Source organism: Janthinobacterium sp. P210006 (assembly GCF_036231885.1).
Classification (GTDB): Bacteria; Pseudomonadota; Gammaproteobacteria; order Burkholderiales; family Burkholderiaceae_D; genus Janthinobacterium; species Janthinobacterium violaceinigrum.
Map to the genome: position 1 here is coordinate 24,239 of NZ_JAZARD010000001.1, position 18,689 is coordinate 42,927.

The 18,689-nt window shown below is 63.0% G+C and carries 18 protein-coding genes; 14 read left to right on the forward strand and 4 right to left on the reverse strand.

Going from position 1 to position 18,689, the window contains the following annotated elements:
- Positions 1-6: 6 nt before the first annotated feature.
- Positions 7-2,109 (reverse strand): ATP-dependent DNA helicase RecG, encoded by a 2,103-nt coding sequence (gene recG, locus VPH41_RS00120; protein WP_328568573.1) that lies wholly within the window; start codon positions 2,107-2,109, stop codon positions 7-9.
- Between the two features lie 199 nt (positions 2,110-2,308).
- Here recG and queA point away from each other — a divergent pair, with 199 nt between their 5' ends.
- From queA to VPH41_RS00165, 9 genes are all read left to right on the forward strand, one after another.
- Positions 2,309-3,370 carry a tRNA preQ1(34) S-adenosylmethionine ribosyltransferase-isomerase QueA gene (queA, locus tag VPH41_RS00125; RefSeq protein ID WP_328568574.1) on the forward strand — a complete coding sequence of 354 codons (1,062 nt, stop codon included), beginning with the start codon at positions 2,309-2,311 and terminating at the stop codon, positions 3,368-3,370.
- A gap of 2 nt (positions 3,371-3,372) precedes the next feature.
- On the forward strand, positions 3,373-4,512 hold the full coding sequence (gene tgt, locus VPH41_RS00130; RefSeq protein ID WP_034745502.1) for a tRNA guanosine(34) transglycosylase Tgt: 1,140 nt from the start codon (positions 3,373-3,375) through the stop codon (positions 4,510-4,512).
- 196 nt (positions 4,513-4,708) lie between these two features.
- Positions 4,709-5,041, forward strand: a complete 333-nt coding sequence (gene yajC / locus VPH41_RS00135) for a preprotein translocase subunit YajC (RefSeq protein ID WP_034745505.1) — start codon at positions 4,709-4,711, stop codon at positions 5,039-5,041.
- A 96-nt stretch (positions 5,042-5,137) separates the two neighbouring features.
- Positions 5,138-7,003, forward strand: coding sequence for a protein translocase subunit SecD (secD, locus tag VPH41_RS00140; protein ID WP_287777043.1), 1,866 nt, complete (start codon positions 5,138-5,140; stop codon positions 7,001-7,003).
- A 90-nt stretch (positions 7,004-7,093) separates the two neighbouring features.
- Positions 7,094-8,116 (forward strand): protein translocase subunit SecF, encoded by a 1,023-nt coding sequence (gene secF, locus VPH41_RS00145; protein WP_328568575.1) that lies wholly within the window; start codon positions 7,094-7,096, stop codon positions 8,114-8,116.
- A gap of 75 nt (positions 8,117-8,191) precedes the next feature.
- On the forward strand, positions 8,192-8,941 hold the full coding sequence (locus VPH41_RS00150) for a hypothetical protein (protein WP_328568576.1): 750 nt from the start codon (positions 8,192-8,194) through the stop codon (positions 8,939-8,941).
- The gene (locus VPH41_RS00155) at positions 8,938-9,639 is read left to right on the forward strand and encodes a helix-turn-helix transcriptional regulator (RefSeq protein WP_193317423.1); all 702 of its coding nucleotides are present in this window, start codon (positions 8,938-8,940) and stop codon (positions 9,637-9,639) included. The genes VPH41_RS00150 and VPH41_RS00155 overlap by 4 nt, the downstream gene beginning before the upstream one ends.
- Positions 9,640-9,713: 74 nt before the next feature.
- On the forward strand, positions 9,714-10,340 hold the full coding sequence (locus VPH41_RS00160; RefSeq protein ID WP_328568577.1) for a glutathione S-transferase family protein: 627 nt from the start codon (positions 9,714-9,716) through the stop codon (positions 10,338-10,340).
- Between the two features lie 208 nt (positions 10,341-10,548).
- Complete coding sequence (locus VPH41_RS00165; protein ID WP_328568578.1) at positions 10,549-10,710, forward strand: hypothetical protein; 162 nt, start codon at positions 10,549-10,551, stop codon at positions 10,708-10,710.
- Here the strand turns inward: VPH41_RS00165 and VPH41_RS00170 are convergent.
- The 3 genes from VPH41_RS00170 to VPH41_RS00180 form a co-directional block, all read right to left on the reverse strand.
- Complete coding sequence (locus tag VPH41_RS00170; RefSeq protein WP_152282188.1) at positions 10,707-11,555, reverse strand: HDOD domain-containing protein; 849 nt, start codon at positions 11,553-11,555, stop codon at positions 10,707-10,709. The genes VPH41_RS00165 and VPH41_RS00170 overlap by 4 nt on opposite strands.
- A 215-nt stretch (positions 11,556-11,770) precedes the next feature.
- Positions 11,771-12,055, reverse strand: a complete 285-nt coding sequence (locus tag VPH41_RS00175) for a hypothetical protein (protein ID WP_152254785.1) — start codon at positions 12,053-12,055, stop codon at positions 11,771-11,773.
- Between the two features lie 45 nt (positions 12,056-12,100).
- Positions 12,101-12,535: a MarR family winged helix-turn-helix transcriptional regulator gene (locus VPH41_RS00180; RefSeq protein WP_193317421.1), complete on the reverse strand. Its 435-nt coding sequence runs from the start codon at positions 12,533-12,535 to the stop codon at positions 12,101-12,103.
- Between the two features lie 132 nt (positions 12,536-12,667).
- Here VPH41_RS00180 and VPH41_RS00185 point away from each other — a divergent pair, with 132 nt between their 5' ends.
- The 5 genes from VPH41_RS00185 to astD all read left to right on the forward strand — a co-directional run bounded on the left by VPH41_RS00185 (position 12,668) and on the right by astD (position 18,676).
- Positions 12,668-13,612 carry a GlxA family transcriptional regulator gene (locus tag VPH41_RS00185; protein WP_152282187.1) on the forward strand — a complete coding sequence of 315 codons (945 nt, stop codon included), beginning with the start codon at positions 12,668-12,670 and terminating at the stop codon, positions 13,610-13,612.
- Positions 13,613-13,753: 141 nt separating this feature from the next.
- The gene (gene astC, locus VPH41_RS00190) at positions 13,754-14,995 is read left to right on the forward strand and encodes an acetylornithine/succinylornithine family transaminase (RefSeq protein WP_328568579.1); all 1,242 of its coding nucleotides are present in this window, start codon (positions 13,754-13,756) and stop codon (positions 14,993-14,995) included.
- Positions 14,996-15,089: 94 nt separating this feature from the next.
- Positions 15,090-16,121: an arginine N-succinyltransferase gene (locus tag VPH41_RS00195; protein ID WP_152282185.1), complete on the forward strand. Its 1,032-nt coding sequence runs from the start codon at positions 15,090-15,092 to the stop codon at positions 16,119-16,121.
- Between the two features lie 13 nt (positions 16,122-16,134).
- Entirely contained in the window at positions 16,135-17,187 is a 1,053-nt protein-coding gene (astA, locus tag VPH41_RS00200) for an arginine N-succinyltransferase (protein WP_328568580.1), read from the forward strand.
- Positions 17,180-18,676, forward strand: a complete 1,497-nt coding sequence (gene astD / locus VPH41_RS00205) for a succinylglutamate-semialdehyde dehydrogenase (RefSeq protein ID WP_328568581.1) — start codon at positions 17,180-17,182, stop codon at positions 18,674-18,676. The genes astA and astD overlap by 8 nt, the downstream gene beginning before the upstream one ends.
- Positions 18,677-18,689 lie beyond the last annotated feature (13 nt).

Genomic DNA, 18,689 nt, shown 5'->3' on the forward strand with positions numbered 1-18,689 from the left:
GGTTTTTTATACCTTCAAGAATTCCTCTTTCCCGCCCAGCCAGCGGGCCAGGTGGGCTTCCACGGTGACCGCGGCGGCCGCCGTGGTGGCGTGCAGCAGGTCGTGCGCCACGTCGCGCGCCTGGTCGACCAGCCATTGATCCGTTTCCAGGTCGGCGAAGCGCAGCATGGCCTGGCCGGACTGGCGCGCGCCGAGGAACTCGCCGGGGCCGCGGATTTCCAGGTCGCGGCGGGCAATTTCAAAACCGTCCGTCGTTTCGCGCATGGTCATCAGGCGCTGGCGCGCCACGCCGCCCAGCGGGCCCTGGTACAGCAGCAGGCAGACGCTGGCCGCCGAGCCGCGTCCCACGCGGCCGCGCAGCTGGTGCAGCTGCGACAAGCCGAAGCGCTCGGCGTGCTCGATCACCATCAGCGAAGCGTTCGGCACGTCGACGCCCACCTCGATGACGGTGGTGGCCACCAGCACGTGGATATGGCCGGCGATGAAGGCATCCATCACTTCCTGCTTTTCCGCCGGCTTCAGGCGGCCGTGCACGAGACCCACCTGCAGCGCGGGCAGGGCCTCGGCCAGCATCATGTAGGTGTCGGTGGCCGTTTGCAGCTGCAGCGCTTCCGATTCCTCGATCAGCGGACAGACCCAGTACACCTGCCGGCCCTCCAGCGCGGCCGCATACACGCGGGCGATGACTTCGTCGCGCCGGTTTTGGTCGATGGCGCGCGTGACGATGGGGCTGCGGCCCGGCGGCAGTTCATCGATCACCGACACTTCCAGGTCGGCGTAATACGTCATGGCCAGGGTGCGCGGGATCGGCGTGGCCGACATCATCAGCTGGTGCGGCACGGCTGCGCTGTCGCCCTTGTTGCGCAGGGTTAGGCGCTGGCCCACGCCGAAGCGGTGCTGCTCGTCGACGATGACCAGGCCCAGTTTGGCAAACAGCACGTTGTCCTGGATCAGCGCATGCGTGCCGATCACCAACTGCGCCTCGCCCGATTCGATCAGGGCCAGCGCCGCCGTCTTTTCCTTTTTCTTCAGGCTGCCCGTCAGCCAGGCCACCTTCACGCCCAGCGGCTCCATCCAGGCGGCGATCTTGCGAAAGTGCTGCTCGGCCAGGATCTCCGTGGGCGCCATCAGCGCGGCCTGGTAGCCGCTGTCGATGGCTTGCGTTGCCGACAGGGCGGCAACCACCGTCTTGCCGCTGCCGACGTCGCCCTGCAGCAGGCGCTGCATGGGATACGGCTGGCGCAGGTCGGCGCGGATTTCCTCGAGCACGCGCGCCTGCGCGCCCGTCAGCTTGAAGGGCAGGGCGGCGCCAAAGGCTTCCGAGAGCGTGCCGACGATGGGCAAGGAGGCGGCGCCTTTCGAGCGGCGCGCGCGCTGGGCGCGTTTCAGCGACAGCTGCTGCGCTAGCAGCTCATCGAACTTCATGCGCACCCAGGCCGGGTGCGAGCGGTCCATCAGCGCGCTTTCATCGATGTCCTGCGGCGGATAGTGCAGCAGGTGCACGGCGGCGCGAAACGGCGACAGCTGCATCTCGCGCAGCAGGTGCTCGGGCAAGGTGTCCTGCCAGTCGATGCGGCGCATGGCGTCGGCGATCTCGCGCCGCAAGACGTGCTGCGACAGGCCTTCGCCCGATGGATACACGGGCGTGAGCGCCGTGGGCAGCGGCGCGCCCTCGTTGACCACCTTGTAGGTCGGGTGCACCATCTCGGCGCCGAAGAATCCGTGTTTGAGTTCGGCGCGCGCGCGCACCCGCGTGCCTTCGGCCAGCTGCTTGACCTGGCTGCCGTAGAAATTCATGAAGCGCAGCAGCAAATTGCCCGTTTCGTCGGCGATCGTCACCAGCAGCTGCTTGCGCGGCTTGAAATTGACTTCGCACTTGGTGACGATGCCCTCGACCTGCCACGATTCGCCGCCCCGCAGGCAGGCGTCGCGGATGGTGTAGACCTTGGTCTCGTCCTCGTAGCGCATCGGCAGGTGCAGCACCAGGTCCATATCCGTGCGCAAGCCCAGTTTGGCCAGCCGGCTTTCCGTGCTGACCACCTTTTTGACCGCTTTCGGCTTCGCGGCGGGCTTGGCTATGGGAGGAAGATCGGGCGTTGGATCGGGCATATGCAAGGTTTTGGTGCCATTAGCGCAGGTTTTTATGCCGCTAGCGTAAAATAGAGGGTTGTCCGGCACACCCTGTGCGTACCGCAGTCATCGCGTGTTGCGGCGGATTATTGTAATGCCTGTATAGGCGCACAGTATAGTGCCAGATGTTCCATTGCGCACTCCTAATCATTTTTGACGTACTTTTGAAGCAAAACGCATGTATTCGCTTTCCGATTTCGATTTTAATTTGCCGCAAGAAAATATTGCGCAAACTCCGTTGGCCGAGCGCAGCGCCTCGCGCCTGTTGCATCTGGACGGCGAGGCCCTGGTCGATCGCCAGTTCGCCGACATCGTCGGGCTGTTGCAAGCGGGCGACCTGCTGGTGATGAACGATACGCGCGTGCTCAAGGCGCGCTTCTTTGGCGTCAAGGAAAGCGGCGGCAAGATCGAGGCCCTCGTCGAGCGCGTGCTGGACGAGCGCACCGTGCTGGCCCAGGTGCGCGCGTCGAAGTCGCCGCCGCCTGGTTGCCGCATCCGCCTGGCCGATGCCTTTGACGTGACGGTCGGCCAGCGCGCCGGCGAATTTTTTACCCTGCACTTCGACGCCGACGTGTTCGAGCTGATCGAGGCGCATGGCCGGCTGCCGCTGCCGCCCTACATCGAGCACGATGCGGACGCATTTGACGAAACGCGCTACCAGACCGTGTTCAACAAGGTGCCCGGCGCCGTGGCGGCACCGACGGCGGGCCTGCATTTCGACCAGGCCCTGCTCGATCAGCTGAAGGCCAAGGGCGTCAACTTTGCCTATGTGACCCTGCACGTGGGCGCCGGCACCTTCCAGCCCGTGCGCACGGAAGTGCTGGCCGAGCACAAGATGCATACCGAGTGGTACACCATGCCGCAGGAGACCGTCGACGCCGTGCGCGCCACGCAACTGGCCGGACGCGACGTGGTGGCCGTCGGCACGACCAGCCTGCGCGCGCTGGAATCGGCGTCGCAAAGCGGCCAGCTGGTGGCGGGCAGCGCCGATACGGCCCTGTTCATCACGCCCGGCTATGCGTTCAAGACGGTGACGCGCCTGATCACCAACTTCCATTTGCCGAAATCGACCCTGCTGATGCTGGTGTCGGCCTTTGCCGGCTATGCGCCGATCCGCAGCGCCTATGCGCATGCGATCGCACAGAACTACCGTTTCTTCAGCTATGGCGATGCGATGCTGCTCACTACGCAATCGCGCGCGCCGCTGCCGCTGAACCTTACCCATACCGTGAAAGAATAAGAATGCTGGAATTTACCCTCCTCAAGACCGACACGAGCGGCCTGACCAAGGCACGCCGCGGCACCTTGAAACTCAACCATGGCGTCGTGCAGACGCCGATCTTCATGCCAGTGGGCACTTACGGCTCCGTGAAGGCCATGTCGCCGCTGGAACTCAACGAGATCGACGCGCAAATCATTTTGGGCAACACCTTCCACTTGTGGTTGCGTCCTGGCAACACCGTCATGGAGAAATTCGGCGGCTTGCACGGTTTCATGGGCTGGAACAAGCCGATCCTGACCGATTCGGGCGGATTCCAGGTGTTTTCGCTGGGCGCCATGCGCAAGATCACGGAAGAGGGTGTGCATTTCAACTCGCCCATCAACGGCGATAAACTGTTCCTGTCGCCGGAAGTGTCGATGCAGGTGCAGCGCGTGCTGAACTCCGACATCGTCATGCAGTTCGACGAATGCACGCCGTACGAAATTCAGGGCCGCCCGGCCACCATCGAGGAAGCGGCCAAGTCCATGCGCATGTCCTTGCGCTGGGCGCAGCGCTCGAAGGACGAATTCCACCGCGGCGAGAACCCGAATGCGCTGTTCGGCATCGTGCAGGGCGGTATGTTTGAAATGCTGCGCGACGAGTCGCTGGCCAAGCTGGAAGAGATCGACTTCCCCGGCATCGCCATCGGCGGCCTGTCCGTCGGCGAGCCGAAGGAAGACATGATGCGCATGCTGGCCCACGTGGGCCCGCGCCTGCCGGCCAACAAGCCCCATTACCTGATGGGTGTGGGCACGCCGGAAGACCTGGTGGCGGGCGTGTCGAACGGCATCGACATGTTCGACTGCGTCATGCCGACGCGTAATGCCCGCAATGGCTGGCTGTTTACCCGTTTTGGCGACATCAAGATCAAGAACGCCAAGTACAAGGAAGACCAGGCGCCGCTGGACGAGACGTGCAGCTGCTACGCCTGCCGCAATTTCTCGCGCGCGTATCTGCACCATTTGCACCGCTCCAAGGAAATCCTGGGCGCGCGCCTGAACACCATCCACAACCTGCATTACTACCTGGACCTGATGCGCCAGATGCGCGAAGCGCTGGACGAAGACCGTTTCCACGCATTTACCTTGCAATTCCATGCGGAACGCGCACGGGGAACTTAAGAAAAGCTTAGCTTGAGCCCTGGCTGCCGCATGGCCGGAAGTTTTGTGTATTGGTGCTTGGACTGGGGCGATAAAGCATTGCATAATGCTTTTTTAGCCCCATTTAAAGTTGCCATGCCTGCAATTCGGGTTATGGCGTATGGCCAATGCTAGAATACAGCGCTATTTTTTCAAACTGATTAGAACTGGAGTCACCGTGTTTTTCATTTCCAACGCTTATGCGCAAGCCCCAACCGACGCCCTGGGCCTCGGCGGCAACCTGACCAGCTTCCTGCCGCTGGTATTGATGTTCGTGGTCATGTATTTCCTGATGATCCGCCCACAGCAAAAACGCGCCAAAGAACAACGGGCGATGATGGACGCGCTGGCCAAGGGTGACGAAGTCGTCACCGCCGGCGGCATGCTGGGCCGCGTTGTCAAGGTAGTGGACGCTTACGTCACTATCGAAGTGGCGACCGGCACCGAAATCACGGTGCAAAAGAGCTCCATTACCACCTTGCTGCCTAAAGGCACCCTGAAGGCGCTGTAATTCCTCGCTGTCATTGCCTCGGCAATGATAGACCGGGGTGGCTATCCGCCGCCCCTCGCGACGCCTCCGACGCTCAACACTGAACGCTGAATCACTATGAATCGCTATCCTGCCTGGAAATACATCATCATCGTCGTCGCCTTATTGCTGGGCGCACTCTATACGGCACCCAATTATTTCGGTGAGTCACCGGCGCTGCAAGTAACCAGCGGCAAGTCGACTGTCAAAGTGACGGGCGAGCTGATGACGCAAGTCGAGCAAATATTGACGAAAGAGAACGTCAAGTCGGAAGGCGTCACCATGGATGGTGCCGGCAACCTGGCCTCCGTGCGCGTGCGTTTTGCCGATCCCGATACCCAGTTCAAGGCAAAACTGGTGCTGGAAAAGGATTTGAATCCCGATTCCACCGATCCCGCGTTCATCGTGACGGTCAACCTGCAAGCCAATACCCCGATGTGGATGCAAAAATTGCATGCCTTGCCCATGTTCCTGGGCCTGGATTTGCGCGGTGGCGTGCACTTCCTGATGCAGGTCGATGCGAAAGCCGTACTGAACAAGAAAGTCCAGGGCGTCCAGTCCGCCTCGCGCAGCGTGTTGCGCGACAAGAATATCCGCCATGCGGGCATCGAGCGCGTGGGCGATAGCGTGCAAATCAACTTCCGCGATGCGGAAACGCGCCTGAAAGCGAAGAACGTGCTGTCCGACCAGATGACGGAACTGGCGTTCGCCGATGCGGGCGAAGGCAGCGATTTGAAACTGAACATCACCCTGAAGCCGGCCGCCCTGAAAGCGACCATCGACGAAGGCGTGAAACAGAATATCTCCACCCTGTCCAAGCGCGTCAACGAGCTGGGCGTGGCCGAGCCGCTGATCCAGCAGCAAGGTCCTGACCGTATCGTGGTGCAATTGCCTGGCGTACAGGACGTGGCCCGCGCGAAAGCCATCATCGGCCGCACAGCCACCCTGGAAGTGCGCCTGGTCGATGAAACCATCGTGCCTGGCACCGAACTGTCGAGCGCCATCCCGTTCAACTCGGAATTGTTCACAGTTGGCAAGGGCGTACCTGTCGTGCTGGCGAAAGACGTGATCCTGACGGGCGACTATATTTCCAGCGCCACGGCCAGCTTCGACCAGAACCAGCAAGCGGCCGTGTCGATCGACCTGAATGGCGACGGCGGCCGCAAGATGCGCGAAGCGACGCGCGAACGCGTGGGCAAGCGCATGGCCATCGTGCTGTTTGAAAAGGGCAAGCCGGAAGTATTGTCCGTCGCGACCATCCAGCAGGAACTCGGCTCGCGCTTCCAGATCACCGGCATGGGCGGCGCGGAAAACGCGAATGAACTGGCGCTGCTGCTGCGCTCGGGCGCCCTGTCGGCACCGATGACCGTCATCGAAGAACGCACGATCGGACCGCAGCTGGGCGCGGAAAACATCGCCAAGGGCTTCCATTCGACCCTGTATGGCTTCATCGCCATCGCCATCTTCATGATCGCCTACTACATGCTGTTCGGCGCCTTCAGCGTGCTGGCCCTGGCCACCAACCTGCTGCTGCTTGTCGGCCTGCTGTCGATGATCCAGGTGACCTTGACCTTGCCCGGTATCGCCGCTATCGCGCTGGCGCTGGGCATGGCGATTGACGCCAACGTGCTGATCAATGAACGTATCCGCGAAGAGCTGCGCGCCGGCAATACGCCGCAAGCGGCCATCGCCGCCGGCTTCGACCGCGCCTGGGCCACGATTCTTGACTCGAACGTGACCACCCTGATCGTCGGCCTGGCGCTGCTGGCCTTCGGCAGCGGTCCCGTGCGCGGCTTCGCTGTTGTGCATTGCCTGGGTATTCTGACCTCGATGTTCTCCTCCGTCTTCGTGTCGCGCGGCGTGGTCAACCTCTGGTATGGCCGCAAGAAAAAGCTGACGACCCTGTCGATCGGCACGGTATGGGTGCCGGGCACGAGCAAATAAGCCAGGGCTCCGACTTACCGAATAGCGTCAACAGCGATAGCGTCCGGCGGCCCAGCCGCCGGACGCACAGAAAAGAACTCAGAGGATTTCATGGAATTTTTCCGGATCAAAAAAGATATTCCCTTCATGCGCCATGCGTTGATTTTCAACGTCATTTCGGCCGTGACCTTCATTGCCGCCGTCTTCTTCCTGTTCCACAAGGGCTTGCACCTGTCCGTGGAATTCAAGGGCGGCACCGTGCTGGAGGTGAAGTACCCGAAAGCGGCCAACCTAGAAGGCATACGCGGCACCTTGATCAAGATGGGCTACGAAGAGCCGGGCGTGACCAGCTTCGACACGGCGCGCGACGTGATGATCCGTCTGCCGGTGGAAAAGGGCGTGACTGCCGCGAACACTTCGCAGCGCGTGTTTGAAACGCTGTGCAAGGTCGAGCAAGGCACGACCAAGGGCATCGATACCGTTACCGACAAGGGCGAGCACGTCATCAAGACCGCCTGCGTGGACGCTGCCGGCAACGAAGCGCTGGTGCTGCAGAAAGTCGAATTCGTCGGCCCGCAAGTGGGCGACGAACTGACGCAGAACGGCTTGAACGCGCTGGTGGTGGTGATCCTGGCCGTGATGGCTTACCTGGCCATCCGCTTCGAGTGGAAATACGCTGTCTCGGCGATTATCGCCAACTTGCATGACGTGGTCATCATCCTGGGTTTCTTCGCCTTCTTCCAGTGGGAATTCTCGCTGACGGTGCTGGCGGCCATCCTGGCGGTGCTGGGCTACTCGGTCAATGAGTCGGTGGTGATCTTTGACCGTATCCGTGAAAACTTCCGCAAGCAGCGCAAGGCTTCCGTGCATGAAGTGATCGACAACGCGATCACCAGCACCATTTCGCGTACCATCATCACCCACGGTTCCACGCAGATGATGGTGCTGTCGATGCTGGTCTTCGGCGGCCAGACCCTGCACCATTTCGCGCTGGCGCTGACCATCGGTATCTGCTTCGGTATTTACTCGTCCGTGTTCGTCGCGGCCTCGATCGCCATGTGGCTGGGCGTCAAGCGCGAAGACTTGATCAAGCCGATCAAGGAAAAAGACGAAACCGACGGCGCCGTGGTGTAAACGCAGGTTTTTTGCATAGCGAACCCAAGAACGATCACCCTTCGCGGTGGTCGTTTTTTTTTGTGACGGATGACGATGAAGCGTTTTGTATGGATGGCGGCGATGATGGGCGTGACCGCGCTGGCCGGCGCGGCGGATGTCAGCCGGGCGGCGGGCGACGCCATCGTCGTGCGCGGCGCCATCGCTGACGGCGATGCGGAGAAGGTGCGGCAACTGGCCACGTCGGAAACCACCGTGTTGCGCGTGAATAGCGACGGTGGCGATCCGCAGGCGGCCATGCAGCTGGGACGCTACCTGCGCCAGCGGCAGTGGGACCTGTCCGTCGACACCGTCTGCGCGGGCAGTTGCGCGCTGTATGTCTTCCCGGCCGCGCGCCGCAAGCTCATCCCTGCCGGCGCCGTGCTGGCGCTGCAGGACACGGCCTTCCTGCGCGCGCAGGCAGGCCCGCAGCACATGCGCCGCAGCCTGGTGGAGGCGGGCGTGCCGGCCGATGAGCTCGAGCGTGAAACGGCGGCGCTGGCGGCGCAACTGGCCGCGACGGCGGCGCAGGAAGCAGCTTTTGCCGCGGAGCTGGGCATCGCGCCCGCCTTTTACCGCGACTTCCGGCAGGTGGCGGCGCAGGCCGACAGCGTGCGCCAGCGTTTTCCCGACCAGGATGCCGCCGTCTACTGGTGGCCCGCTGCGGCCCGTCTGCAGCGCTGCTACGGCATCGCGGGCGTGCAAGAGGGGCCGCGCGCGGCGCGCCTGGCGCCCGACGGCTATCTGTACGTGCCGGCCCTGTCGGCCCTCGTCATGGGCGACCAGGCATTGCAGGACTGTCCATGAGCCGCAGCGGTCGCCTGTTCCTGCTGATGGACGCCATGCGCGCCAGGCGCGTGCCCGTCACGGCGGCCCAGTTGGCGCAGCAACTGGGCGTATCCGAGCGCACGATTTACCGCGATATCCAGACCCTGGCCGAACTGGGGGCGCCCCTGCAGGGCGAGGCCGGCATCGGCTATGTGCTGCGCCGTGGCGCCTTCTTGCCGCCGCTGATGTTTGGTCCCGATGAACTGGAGGCGCTGGTGCTGGGCGCGCGCTGGGTGCGCCGGCAAGGCGATGCGGGCCTGGCGCAGGCGGCCAGCAATGCGCTGGCGAAGATCGCGGCCGCCTCGCCGCGCGACCTGCGCGACAGCATGGCCGACACCAGCCTGTGGGTGCCGCTGGGCCGTCCTGCCGATGGCACGCAGCCGGCCGACCTGCATGTGCAGCCCGTGCGCGAGGCGATCCGCTATGAACAGAAAATCACGCTGGGCTACCAGGATGAACACGGCAGCGCCACCTCGCGCACCGTGTGGCCGTTCGCCCTGGCGTTTTTCGAGGGCAAGCGCCTGCTGGCCGCCTGGTGCGAGCTGCGCGGCGATTACCGGCACTTCCGCATCGACCGCATCGCCAGCGTGCAGCGGCACGAGGAACGCTATCCCACACGCCGCCACGCCTTGCTCGACACCTGGCGCAAGGCGCATGATATTGATCCGGAATCCTGATAGCTGCTCCTGACAAAAACTGTCAGTGACTGGTTCTACGATGGTGGCTTCTTCACTCACCGGAGTACTCCATCATGCGTCTGTACCACCACCCCATGTCCTCGAATGCCCGCCGTGCCCTGATGACGGCGATCCACCTGGGCTTGCCTCTGGAACTGGCCGAAGTCGACCTGATGAATGCGGATGACCGCCGCCGCCTGGGCGAACTGAATCCGAACGGCAAGGTGCCCGTGCTGGCCGATGGCGCTTTCCTGCTGTGGGAATCGTGCGCCATCATGCAATACCTGGCCGAGCAGGTGCCGGGCCAGACCGTCTATCCTTCGGCGCCGCAGGCCCGCGCCGACGTCAACCGCTGGCTGTTCTGGGCGGCGCAGCACTTTGCGCCCGCCATCAGCGTGCTGGCTTGGGAACGTGCGTGGAAGGGCATGACGGGCAATGGTCCTGCCGATCCGCTGGAAGAGGCGCGCGGCGAGCACGAGCTGCACGCCTGTGCCGTGGTGCTGGACGCGCATCTGGCGGGACGCAGCTGGCTCAGCGGCGAAGACGTGACCCTGGCCGATTTCGCCGTGGCCGCGCCGCTGATGTACAGCGAAGCGGTGCGGCTGCCGCTGGCGCAGTACCAGCACATCCACGCGTGGTTTGCCCGCGTGCGGCAGTTGCCGGCCTGGCAGGAAACGGAAGTGGAGCTGTTGCCGCAATAATGTGCGCACTAAGTGTGCCAGCGCACGGAGCCGGTGTGGCGCAGCGCATAAGATAGGGCTGTCTCTTTCAGGACATCCCTAGCTTTGGACTTTACCCGCTTTCGAGCGGGTTTTTTTTGTTCGGCGTTTGAAGGGGGGGTAATTTAAGGCTTGATAATTTGATACCTGCTGCGCATGTGGGGCCTATCCCACTGCCAGCAGGTACGCCATGTTCATGCCACGCCATCCGCAGCCCCTGTTGAGCACCAGGGCGGTCGCCACGCAAGTCGTCCGGCAACAACAGGGAACGCAGGCCATGGACAAGCATGTGCTGATCGTCGAAACGGCCAAGCCGGCGCCGCCGCCAGTGGCCAGGAAGCCGGCAGGCTAGTGCACGAGCACCTTCAGCAGCGACTGCACTTCATCGTCCGATTCTTCCATGATGCTCGACAAGGTCGCATCGTCGCCGATCAGGCAATCGATGCTGCGTGCGGCGCGCGCGGCCCGCACGGCGATGGCGGCCGGACTTTCGTTGAGTGGGGAAGAGACGGGCGCCAGGTCGTTTGCCAGCAGCAGGGTGTCGCCCAGCGATTCGGGCGGGATGGCGCGCAAGCCTTCCCACAGCGCATCGATGGCGCCCATCACGGCTTCCGGCACCTTCAGTTTGGTCAGCACGCCATGGCCGATCGCCTGTTCGCCATGTTCGACCCAGTCCTGCGGTTCGCCGTCCAGGATGCCGGGAAATTCGGCCGCGCGCGACAGCAGATAAAAGCCGCCCACTTCATGCATGATGCCCGCAAACAGGGCCGTATCGGGGTCCACCTTGGTGACGCGGCGGGCCAGTACCTGCGACAGGGCCGCCACGTGGGCCGTGTGTTCCCACAGCTGGTTGGCCTTTGCCTGCAGCGCGGGATCGGTGATGGTGCTGCCCAGCTGGCGCACGATCAGCGATGCCACCACCGATTGCAGGGTACGCACGCCGAGCCGTTGCACGGCATTGCGCACGCTGGTGATTTCGTTGCCGGAACGGTTGAACGCCACCGAATTGGCGATGGCCACCGTGCGCGCGGCCAGCAGCGGGTCGGCCTGCACCAGCTTGGCAGCGGCCTCGATGTGGCAGTCGGGATCGGCCAGCGCCTCTTGCAGCTTGAGCGAAGCGTCCACATTGGCAGGAAAGGTCAGCTCGCCACGAGCGGCTTGTGCGGCGATGCTTTTAAAGGCGTCGAGTCTGTTCATTGAAAAAATTATACTCGCAATATTTCCGTACGGAACTTTTTAACCGTGATCTTTTCGCAAACAGCCGGGCAAAAGGCAAGCAAAGCCCCGTAAACGGAAAAAGGCATGCCGCTGGATCAGCGGCATGCCTTTTTTTAACGACAGCGATCGTCAAGGCGTTGAACAGGAGCCGCCGGCCGCACAGCCCACGGCGCAGCAGGTCCTGTCAAGCGCTACTACAGCGATTCGCTGAAGATGGCGTCGCAGCCTTCGACCAGTTCGTCGCTGTCTTCCAGTTCATCGGTCAGGCCCAGGTCGAACAATTCTTCGACGGCGTTCATGAAGCTGTTGTGCTTGGTGGCGCCGATCAGGCGGTAGATTTCGCCGTCTTCGTTGCGCACGCCGATGATCAGTTTTTCCTGGCGGACCAGTTCCGGCGTGCTGGCGTTGAGCAGCAGGTTGCCGATGATGCTTTTATCGAAATGAGCGGGCTTTTTGCCTTCGAGCAGTGTGGTTTTCAACTTGGTTTCCTTTGTCTTGTTTGAATGTCTGTGCTTGATGAATGGTCAGCTGTGGCCGTTGGCGATGGCGTGTTTCAAGCCTGCCAGGGTGGTTTCCAGGCGCATGAAATCGTCTTCCGTATAGCCGTCAAACAAGCGCTGGCCCTGCTTTGTGAGCTTGGGGAACACGTCATGGAACACCTGTTCGCCCTCGCAGCTCAAGCGCACAAAATAGGAGCGCTTGTCTTTCGTGCAACGTTCGCGTAGCACCAGCCCCTTTTGTTCGAGCCGGTCCACCACGCCCGTCAAGGTACCCTTGGTAATCAGGGTTTTCTGGCCCAGTTCCTTGTAGGACATGCCGCAGGTGTTGCCGAGCGTGGCAATGATGTCGAATTGCGCATGCGTCAAGCCGTACTGGCGCACGAAGTCGCTAGAAAACCGCTCGAAGCCCTGCATGCATTCGGCCAGCAGCCGGATACTTTTTAAATATCGTTCACCCATAGAGCGTGATTATATCCTTCCGTTCCGCTTTTTTCCGCCGCGTCGGGAGGCGCGGTTGCAACAGGGCTTCGACGGGGCGGAACTCCGGTATCATGTGTGCAACTCAGCCCTTGTCCGTATCCTGCCCCGCCGATGTCTTTCGCAAATCTCTCCCGTATCGGCCTTGATAAACCGTTGCGTTTGCTGCTGGTCCATGCCGGCGATGCCGAGTCGATTACCTGGGCGGGCCTGGTGCAGCCGCTGCGCCTGTGCGCGCGGGCGCTGGGACCGGAAGCCCTGCAACTGGACGTGCGCACGCCCGAGCAAGTGGCCCAGCAGGGCGGCAACTGGCATATCGCGCTGCTGGTGGCCGATGAAACGGAGGCGCCGCTGCGCGCCGAGCTGTGCCGGGCCGTGATCGAGCGCTGCCGTTCGGCGCCGTTCTGGGGCGGCGTGGGCGCGGCCGTGCTGTGGCTGGCCGACGCGGGCGTGATGGATGGCGTGCGCATCGCCTTGCCCTGGGCCCTGTACGCGGATGCGGAGGCCAAGGCCGAGCGGGCCATTCTGACGCCGCACCTGTTCGACATCGACGGCCCCCACATCACCTGCTGCGGCGGCGCGGCCAGCATCGACTTTTCTCTGACCCTGATCGAGACCGTGTTTGGCGCCGACGTGCAGGCGCTCGTCAAGGAAGCGTTGTGCGTGGACAAGGTGCGCGGCAAGGAAGAGCGCCAGCGCGTGGCCCTGCAGGCGCGCTTTGGCGTGCTGCAGCCGAAATTGTCCGAAGCGGTGACCTTGATGGAAGCCAATATCGAAGAACCGCTGTCGACCGATGACATCGCCAGCCTGGTGGGTCTGTCGCGGCGCCAGCTGGAGCGGCTGTTCAAGCAATACCTGGGCAGCCTGCCGTCGCGCTACTACCTGGAGCTGCGCCTGCAGCGCTCGCGGCAACTATTGCTCGATACACATTATTCCATCGTGCAAGTGGGCCTCATGTGCGGCTTTTCCTCCGGTTCCCACTTTTCCACGGCGTTTGGCACTTTATTTGGCAATACCCCCCGCGAAGAGCGGCAGCGCAAGCTGATGCCGCCAGCCTAGCCCCGTGTCAAGGCAGCTGTGATGAATTGTGAAAATCCTTGTCGCAGATTCAAAAGAGTTTTAGCATCCCGCTTTTTATAATGCAGTACACACGTAGCTGTCGTAGCTGCGGAGTACCTAACATATTGATGGGGAAATGCTATGAATGCCAAGCTTGATTCGACCGTAACGGCTCGTCCAGTCACCCGGGAAACCTTTGACCAGGTCCTCGTTCCTACCTACGCCCCCGCAGCCATGGTGCCCGTGCGCGGTTCCGGACTGGATCTGTGGGACCAGGCCGGCAAGCATTACCTCGATTTCACCTCCGGCATCGCCGTCAACAGCCTGGGCCACTGCCATCCGGCCCTGGTCGACGTGCTGACCAAGCAAATCAACAACTTGTGGCATTTGGGCAACGGCTACACCAACGAACCGGTGCTGCGCCTGGCGCTGGCCCTGACGGAAGCGACGTTCGCCGACCGCGCCTTCTTCTGCAACTCGGGCGCGGAAGCCAACGAAGCGGCCCTGAAACTGGCGCGCAAGTATGCGCACACCAAGTTCGGCGCGCACAAGTCGCGCATCATTTCGTGCTTCAGCTCTTTCCACGGCCGCACCCTGTTTACGGTGTCCGTCGGCGGCCAGGCCAAGTACACGGAAGGCTTCGAGCCGCTGCCGCCATCGATCGACCACATCGCCTACAACGACATCGAAGCGGCGCGCGCCGCCATCGGCGATGACGTGTGCGCCGTGATCGTCGAGCCGGTACAAGGCGAAGGCGGCGTGGTGCCCGGCAATCCGGAGTTCCTCAAGGAACTGCGTGCCCTGTGCGACAAGACGGGCGCCCTGTTGATTTTCGACGAAGTCCAGTGCGGCATGGGCCGCACTGGCGCGTTGTTCGCCTACATGGGCTACGGCGTCACGCCGGACATCCTGACGGCCGCCAAGGCGCTGGGCAACGGCTACCCGATCGGCGCCATGCTGACCACCAATGAACTGGCGCAGACCCTGGCCGTCGGCACGCACGGCACCACCTACGGCGGCAACCCGCTGGCCGCCACCGTGGCCCTGACCGTGCTGGAGACGATCAACACGCCGGCCTTCCTGGCCCGCGTCAAGGATGCGAGCGTCAATACCATCGCCATGCTGCAAGGCTTGATCACGGATTACCCGCAAGTGTTCTCCGCCGTGCGCGGCAGCGGTTTGCTGCTGGGCCTGGTAGTCAGCGATGCCTGGAAGGGCCGCGCGAAGGACATCCAGAAAGCGGCCGAAGCGCAAGGCTTGATGGTGCTGATCGCCGGCATGGACGTGGTGCGCCTGGCGCCGGCCCTGATCGTCTCGGACGAACAGATTGCCGAAGCGGGCCGCTTGCTGCGCGTGGCCATCGACGGCATGCTGAAAGCCTGAGGCTAGCCTCGCTCCCTGTTTGATCACCGGCCCGCCGCTTTGCTGCGGGCCGGCTTGGTTCTACCCTGGCATTGTCTGCACTGAAGGAGTATCCATGTATGTTGTCCGTCCGGTAGAAATTGCGGATATCGCAGCCCTCGAAGCGCTGGCCGCGGTAACCATGCCGGGTGTCCATACCCTGCCGAAGACGCGCGAAAAAATCGCCGCCTCCGTCGAGCGCTCCATCGCCTCGTTTGCCGCCCATGTCGACATCCCCAGCGAAGAGTCGTATCTCTTCGTGCTTGAATCCCTGCTCGACAAGAGCATCCTCGGTACGGCCGCCATCTTCGCCTCGGCCGGCTCGAACGGTACCTATTTTTCCTTTCGCAACGACGTCATCCAGCAAGTCTCGCGCGACCTGAACATCAGTCACAGCGTGCATGCGCTGACCCTGTGTTCGGAGCTGACGGCGTACTCGCAGCTGTCCGGCTTCTATGTGCGCAATATGGAGCAGGCGGGCCTGGAGGCGGCCTTGCTGTCGCGCGCGCGGCTGCTGTTCGCCGTGCTGGCGCCGCACCGTTTCGGCGACCGCTTCTTCGTGCCGCTGGCCGGCATCACGGACGCCAACGGCCAGTCGCCGTTCTGGGATGCGCTGGGCCGCAAGTTCTTCCAGATGGATTTCCTCGATGCCGAGAAAGTCATCGGCGGCGCGCGCAACCGTACCCTGATCGTCGAACTGATGCCGCATTACCCCGTGTACGTGCCGCTCTTGCCCGGCGACGCGCAGGCGGCCATGGGCCAGATCCACCCGAGCGGCGAACTGGCGTTCAATCTGCTGACGGAAGAAGGTTTCGAAGCCGACGACTACATCGACATCTTCGATGGCGGCCCGATCCTGCAGGCGCACAAGAATTCGCTGCGCTCGTTTACGGGTTCGCTCACGCGCCGTGTCGTCGCAGGCGTCACGCCCAGCCGCACGGGCCTGAAAGTGCATTACGCGATCGCTTCGGGCGCGGAGCGCAACTTCCGCGCCGTCACCTTCACCTGCGATGCGCTCGAAGGGCAGGACACCGTCGGCTTGCCGGCCGAGCTGCTCGAGGCGCTGGCCGTGGCCGAAGGCGACAGCGTCATCTGCGTACGCATCTAACCGAGAGAACATTATGCTAGTAGTACGCGCCATCAACGCTTCTGACCTGGACGCCCTGTACGGCCTGGCCAGCCAGGTCGGCACCGGCATGACCACCCTCAAGCCGGACATGAAAATGCTGGGCGACCGCCTGGCCATCGCCTGCGCCTCGTTCGCCGAAACGATCCCGCCCGAAAAGCGCGACTACATGTTCGTCATGGAGGATACCGACACGGGCCGCCTGGCCGGCGTGTGCGCCATCAAGGGCGCCGTGGGCCTGGACGAACCGTTCTACAACTACCGCATCGGCACGCTCGTGCACTCGAGCCGCGAGCTCGATGTGTTTACGCGCATGGAAACGCTGTACCTGTCGAACGACCTGACGGGCAGCACGGAACTGTGTTCGCTGTTCCTGCACCCCGATTACCGCAGCGGCAACAACGGCAAGCTGCTGTCGAAAAGCCGTTTTCTGTTCATCGCCCAGTTCCCGCACCTGTTCACGGAAAAGTTGATCGCGGAAATGCGCGGCTACCAGGCGCCGGACGGCAGTTCGCCGTTCTACGAGGGCCTGGGCCGCCACTTCTTCAAGATGGATTTCCACCACGTCGACGACCTGACGAGCCTGGGAAAGAAATCGTTCATCGCTGAACTGATGCCGCGCCAGCCCATGTACGTGGCCTACCTGCCCGACGAGGCGCAGGAAGTCATCGGCAAGGTGCATCTGAGCACGGCGCCCGCGCGCCGCCTGCTGGAGCAGGAAGGCTTGCACTTCGAAGGCTATGTCGACATTTTCGACGCCGGTCCCGTGCTGCAGGCGCGCGTCTCGGAGCTGCGCGCCATGCGCGACAGCATGCCGGCCGTGCTCGACGCCGAGGCTGCGCCTGACGTGTGCGGCGATGCTGCCCAGGCCGAGCCTTACCTGGTGTCGAACACCGACCTGAAAGATTTCCGCATGATCGTCACCAGCGCCAATCCGCACAGCGGCAAGATCGCGCTCGATGACGATGAATTGCATTTGCTGCGTAGCCGCAATGGCGACACCGTGCGCACCTTGTCACTCAACCCGAGGAAGCATCCCCATGTCTAAATCGTCCGACCTTCATTCATCTACCGCAGCATCGAACTTCATCAACGGCGCCTGGCTGCCAGGCACGGGCCGCGAACTGGTCACCATCGATCCGTCGAACGGCAAGCAGACCTGGGCCAGCCTGGAAGCGACGGAGAACGAAGTGGAACAGGCTTGCCAGGCCGCCCGTGCAGCGTTCGAAGCGTGGGCCGATACGCCCGTCGAAGAACGCATCGCCATCTGCGTGCGCTTCCGCGAGCTGCTGAAGGAGCACGCCGAAGCGCTGGCGCTGCTGATCTCGGAAGAAGTGGGCAAACCGCTGTGGGAATCGCGCACGGAAGTGGCCACGATGGCCAACAAGATCGATATCTCGGTGCAGTCGTATCACGCGCGCACGGGCGTCACGCAAAGCAAGATCGCCGATGGCGACGCCGTGCTGCGCCACCGCCCGCATGGCGTGTTCGGCGTGTTCGGCCCGTATAACTTCCCCGGCCACCTGCCGAACGGCCACATCGTGCCGGCCCTGATCGCCGGTAACACCATCGTCTTCAAGCCCAGCGAATATGCGCCCCGCACGGCCGTGAAAACCGTGCAGCTGTGGCAGCAGGCGGGCTTGCCGGACGGCGTCGTCAACCTCGTCAACGGCGGGCGCGACACGGGCGTGGCCCTGGGTGCCAATGCCCTGCTCGACGGCGTGCTGTTTACGGGTTCCTGCCAGACGGGCATCAGCCTGCACCGCCAGTTCGGCGGCCAGCCGGGCAAGATGCTGGCGCTGGAAATGGGCGGCAATAACGCCCTCGTCGTGTGGGATGTGAAAGACGTGGACGCGGCCGTGCATCACGCGATCTTCTCCGCCTTTGTCTCGGCCGGCCAGCGCTGCACCTGCGCGCGCCGCCTGGTGGTGCAGGACAATGCAGCCGGTGCCGCGTTTGTCGCGCGCCTGGTGGAGGTGGCGGCGAAGCTGGGCATCGGCGCCTCCGATGCGCAGCCGCAGCCGTTCATGGGCCCAGTGGTATCGAGTGCCGTGGCCGCGCGCCTGGTGCAGGCGCAGGCGGACATGGTGGCCAAGGGCGGCACCACCCTGCTGCAGATGCGCCAGTTGAATCCGCAGGCGGGCTTTGTGACGGCCGGTATCGTCGACGTCACCGCTGCCGTTGGCATTGCGGACGAAGAATGGTTCGGCCCCCTGCTGCAAGTGATACGCGTGGCCGATTTCGATGCGGCCCTGAAGGTGGCCAACGCTACCGAATTCGGCCTGGCCGCCGCCTTGCTGTCCGACGATCCGGCCCTGTGGCAAACCTTCCAGGTGCGCGCGCGCGCCGGCATCATCAACTGGAACCGTCCTACCACGGGCGCGGCCAGCACGGCGCCGTTCGGCGGCATCGGCAAGTCGGGCAACCACCGTCCGAGCGCCTATTACGCGGCCGACTACTGTGCCTATCCGGTCGCCTCGATCGAGAACAGCGCACTGGAAATGCCGGCCAAGCTGTCGCCCGGCCTGAATTTTTAAGTTTTGAAGGACA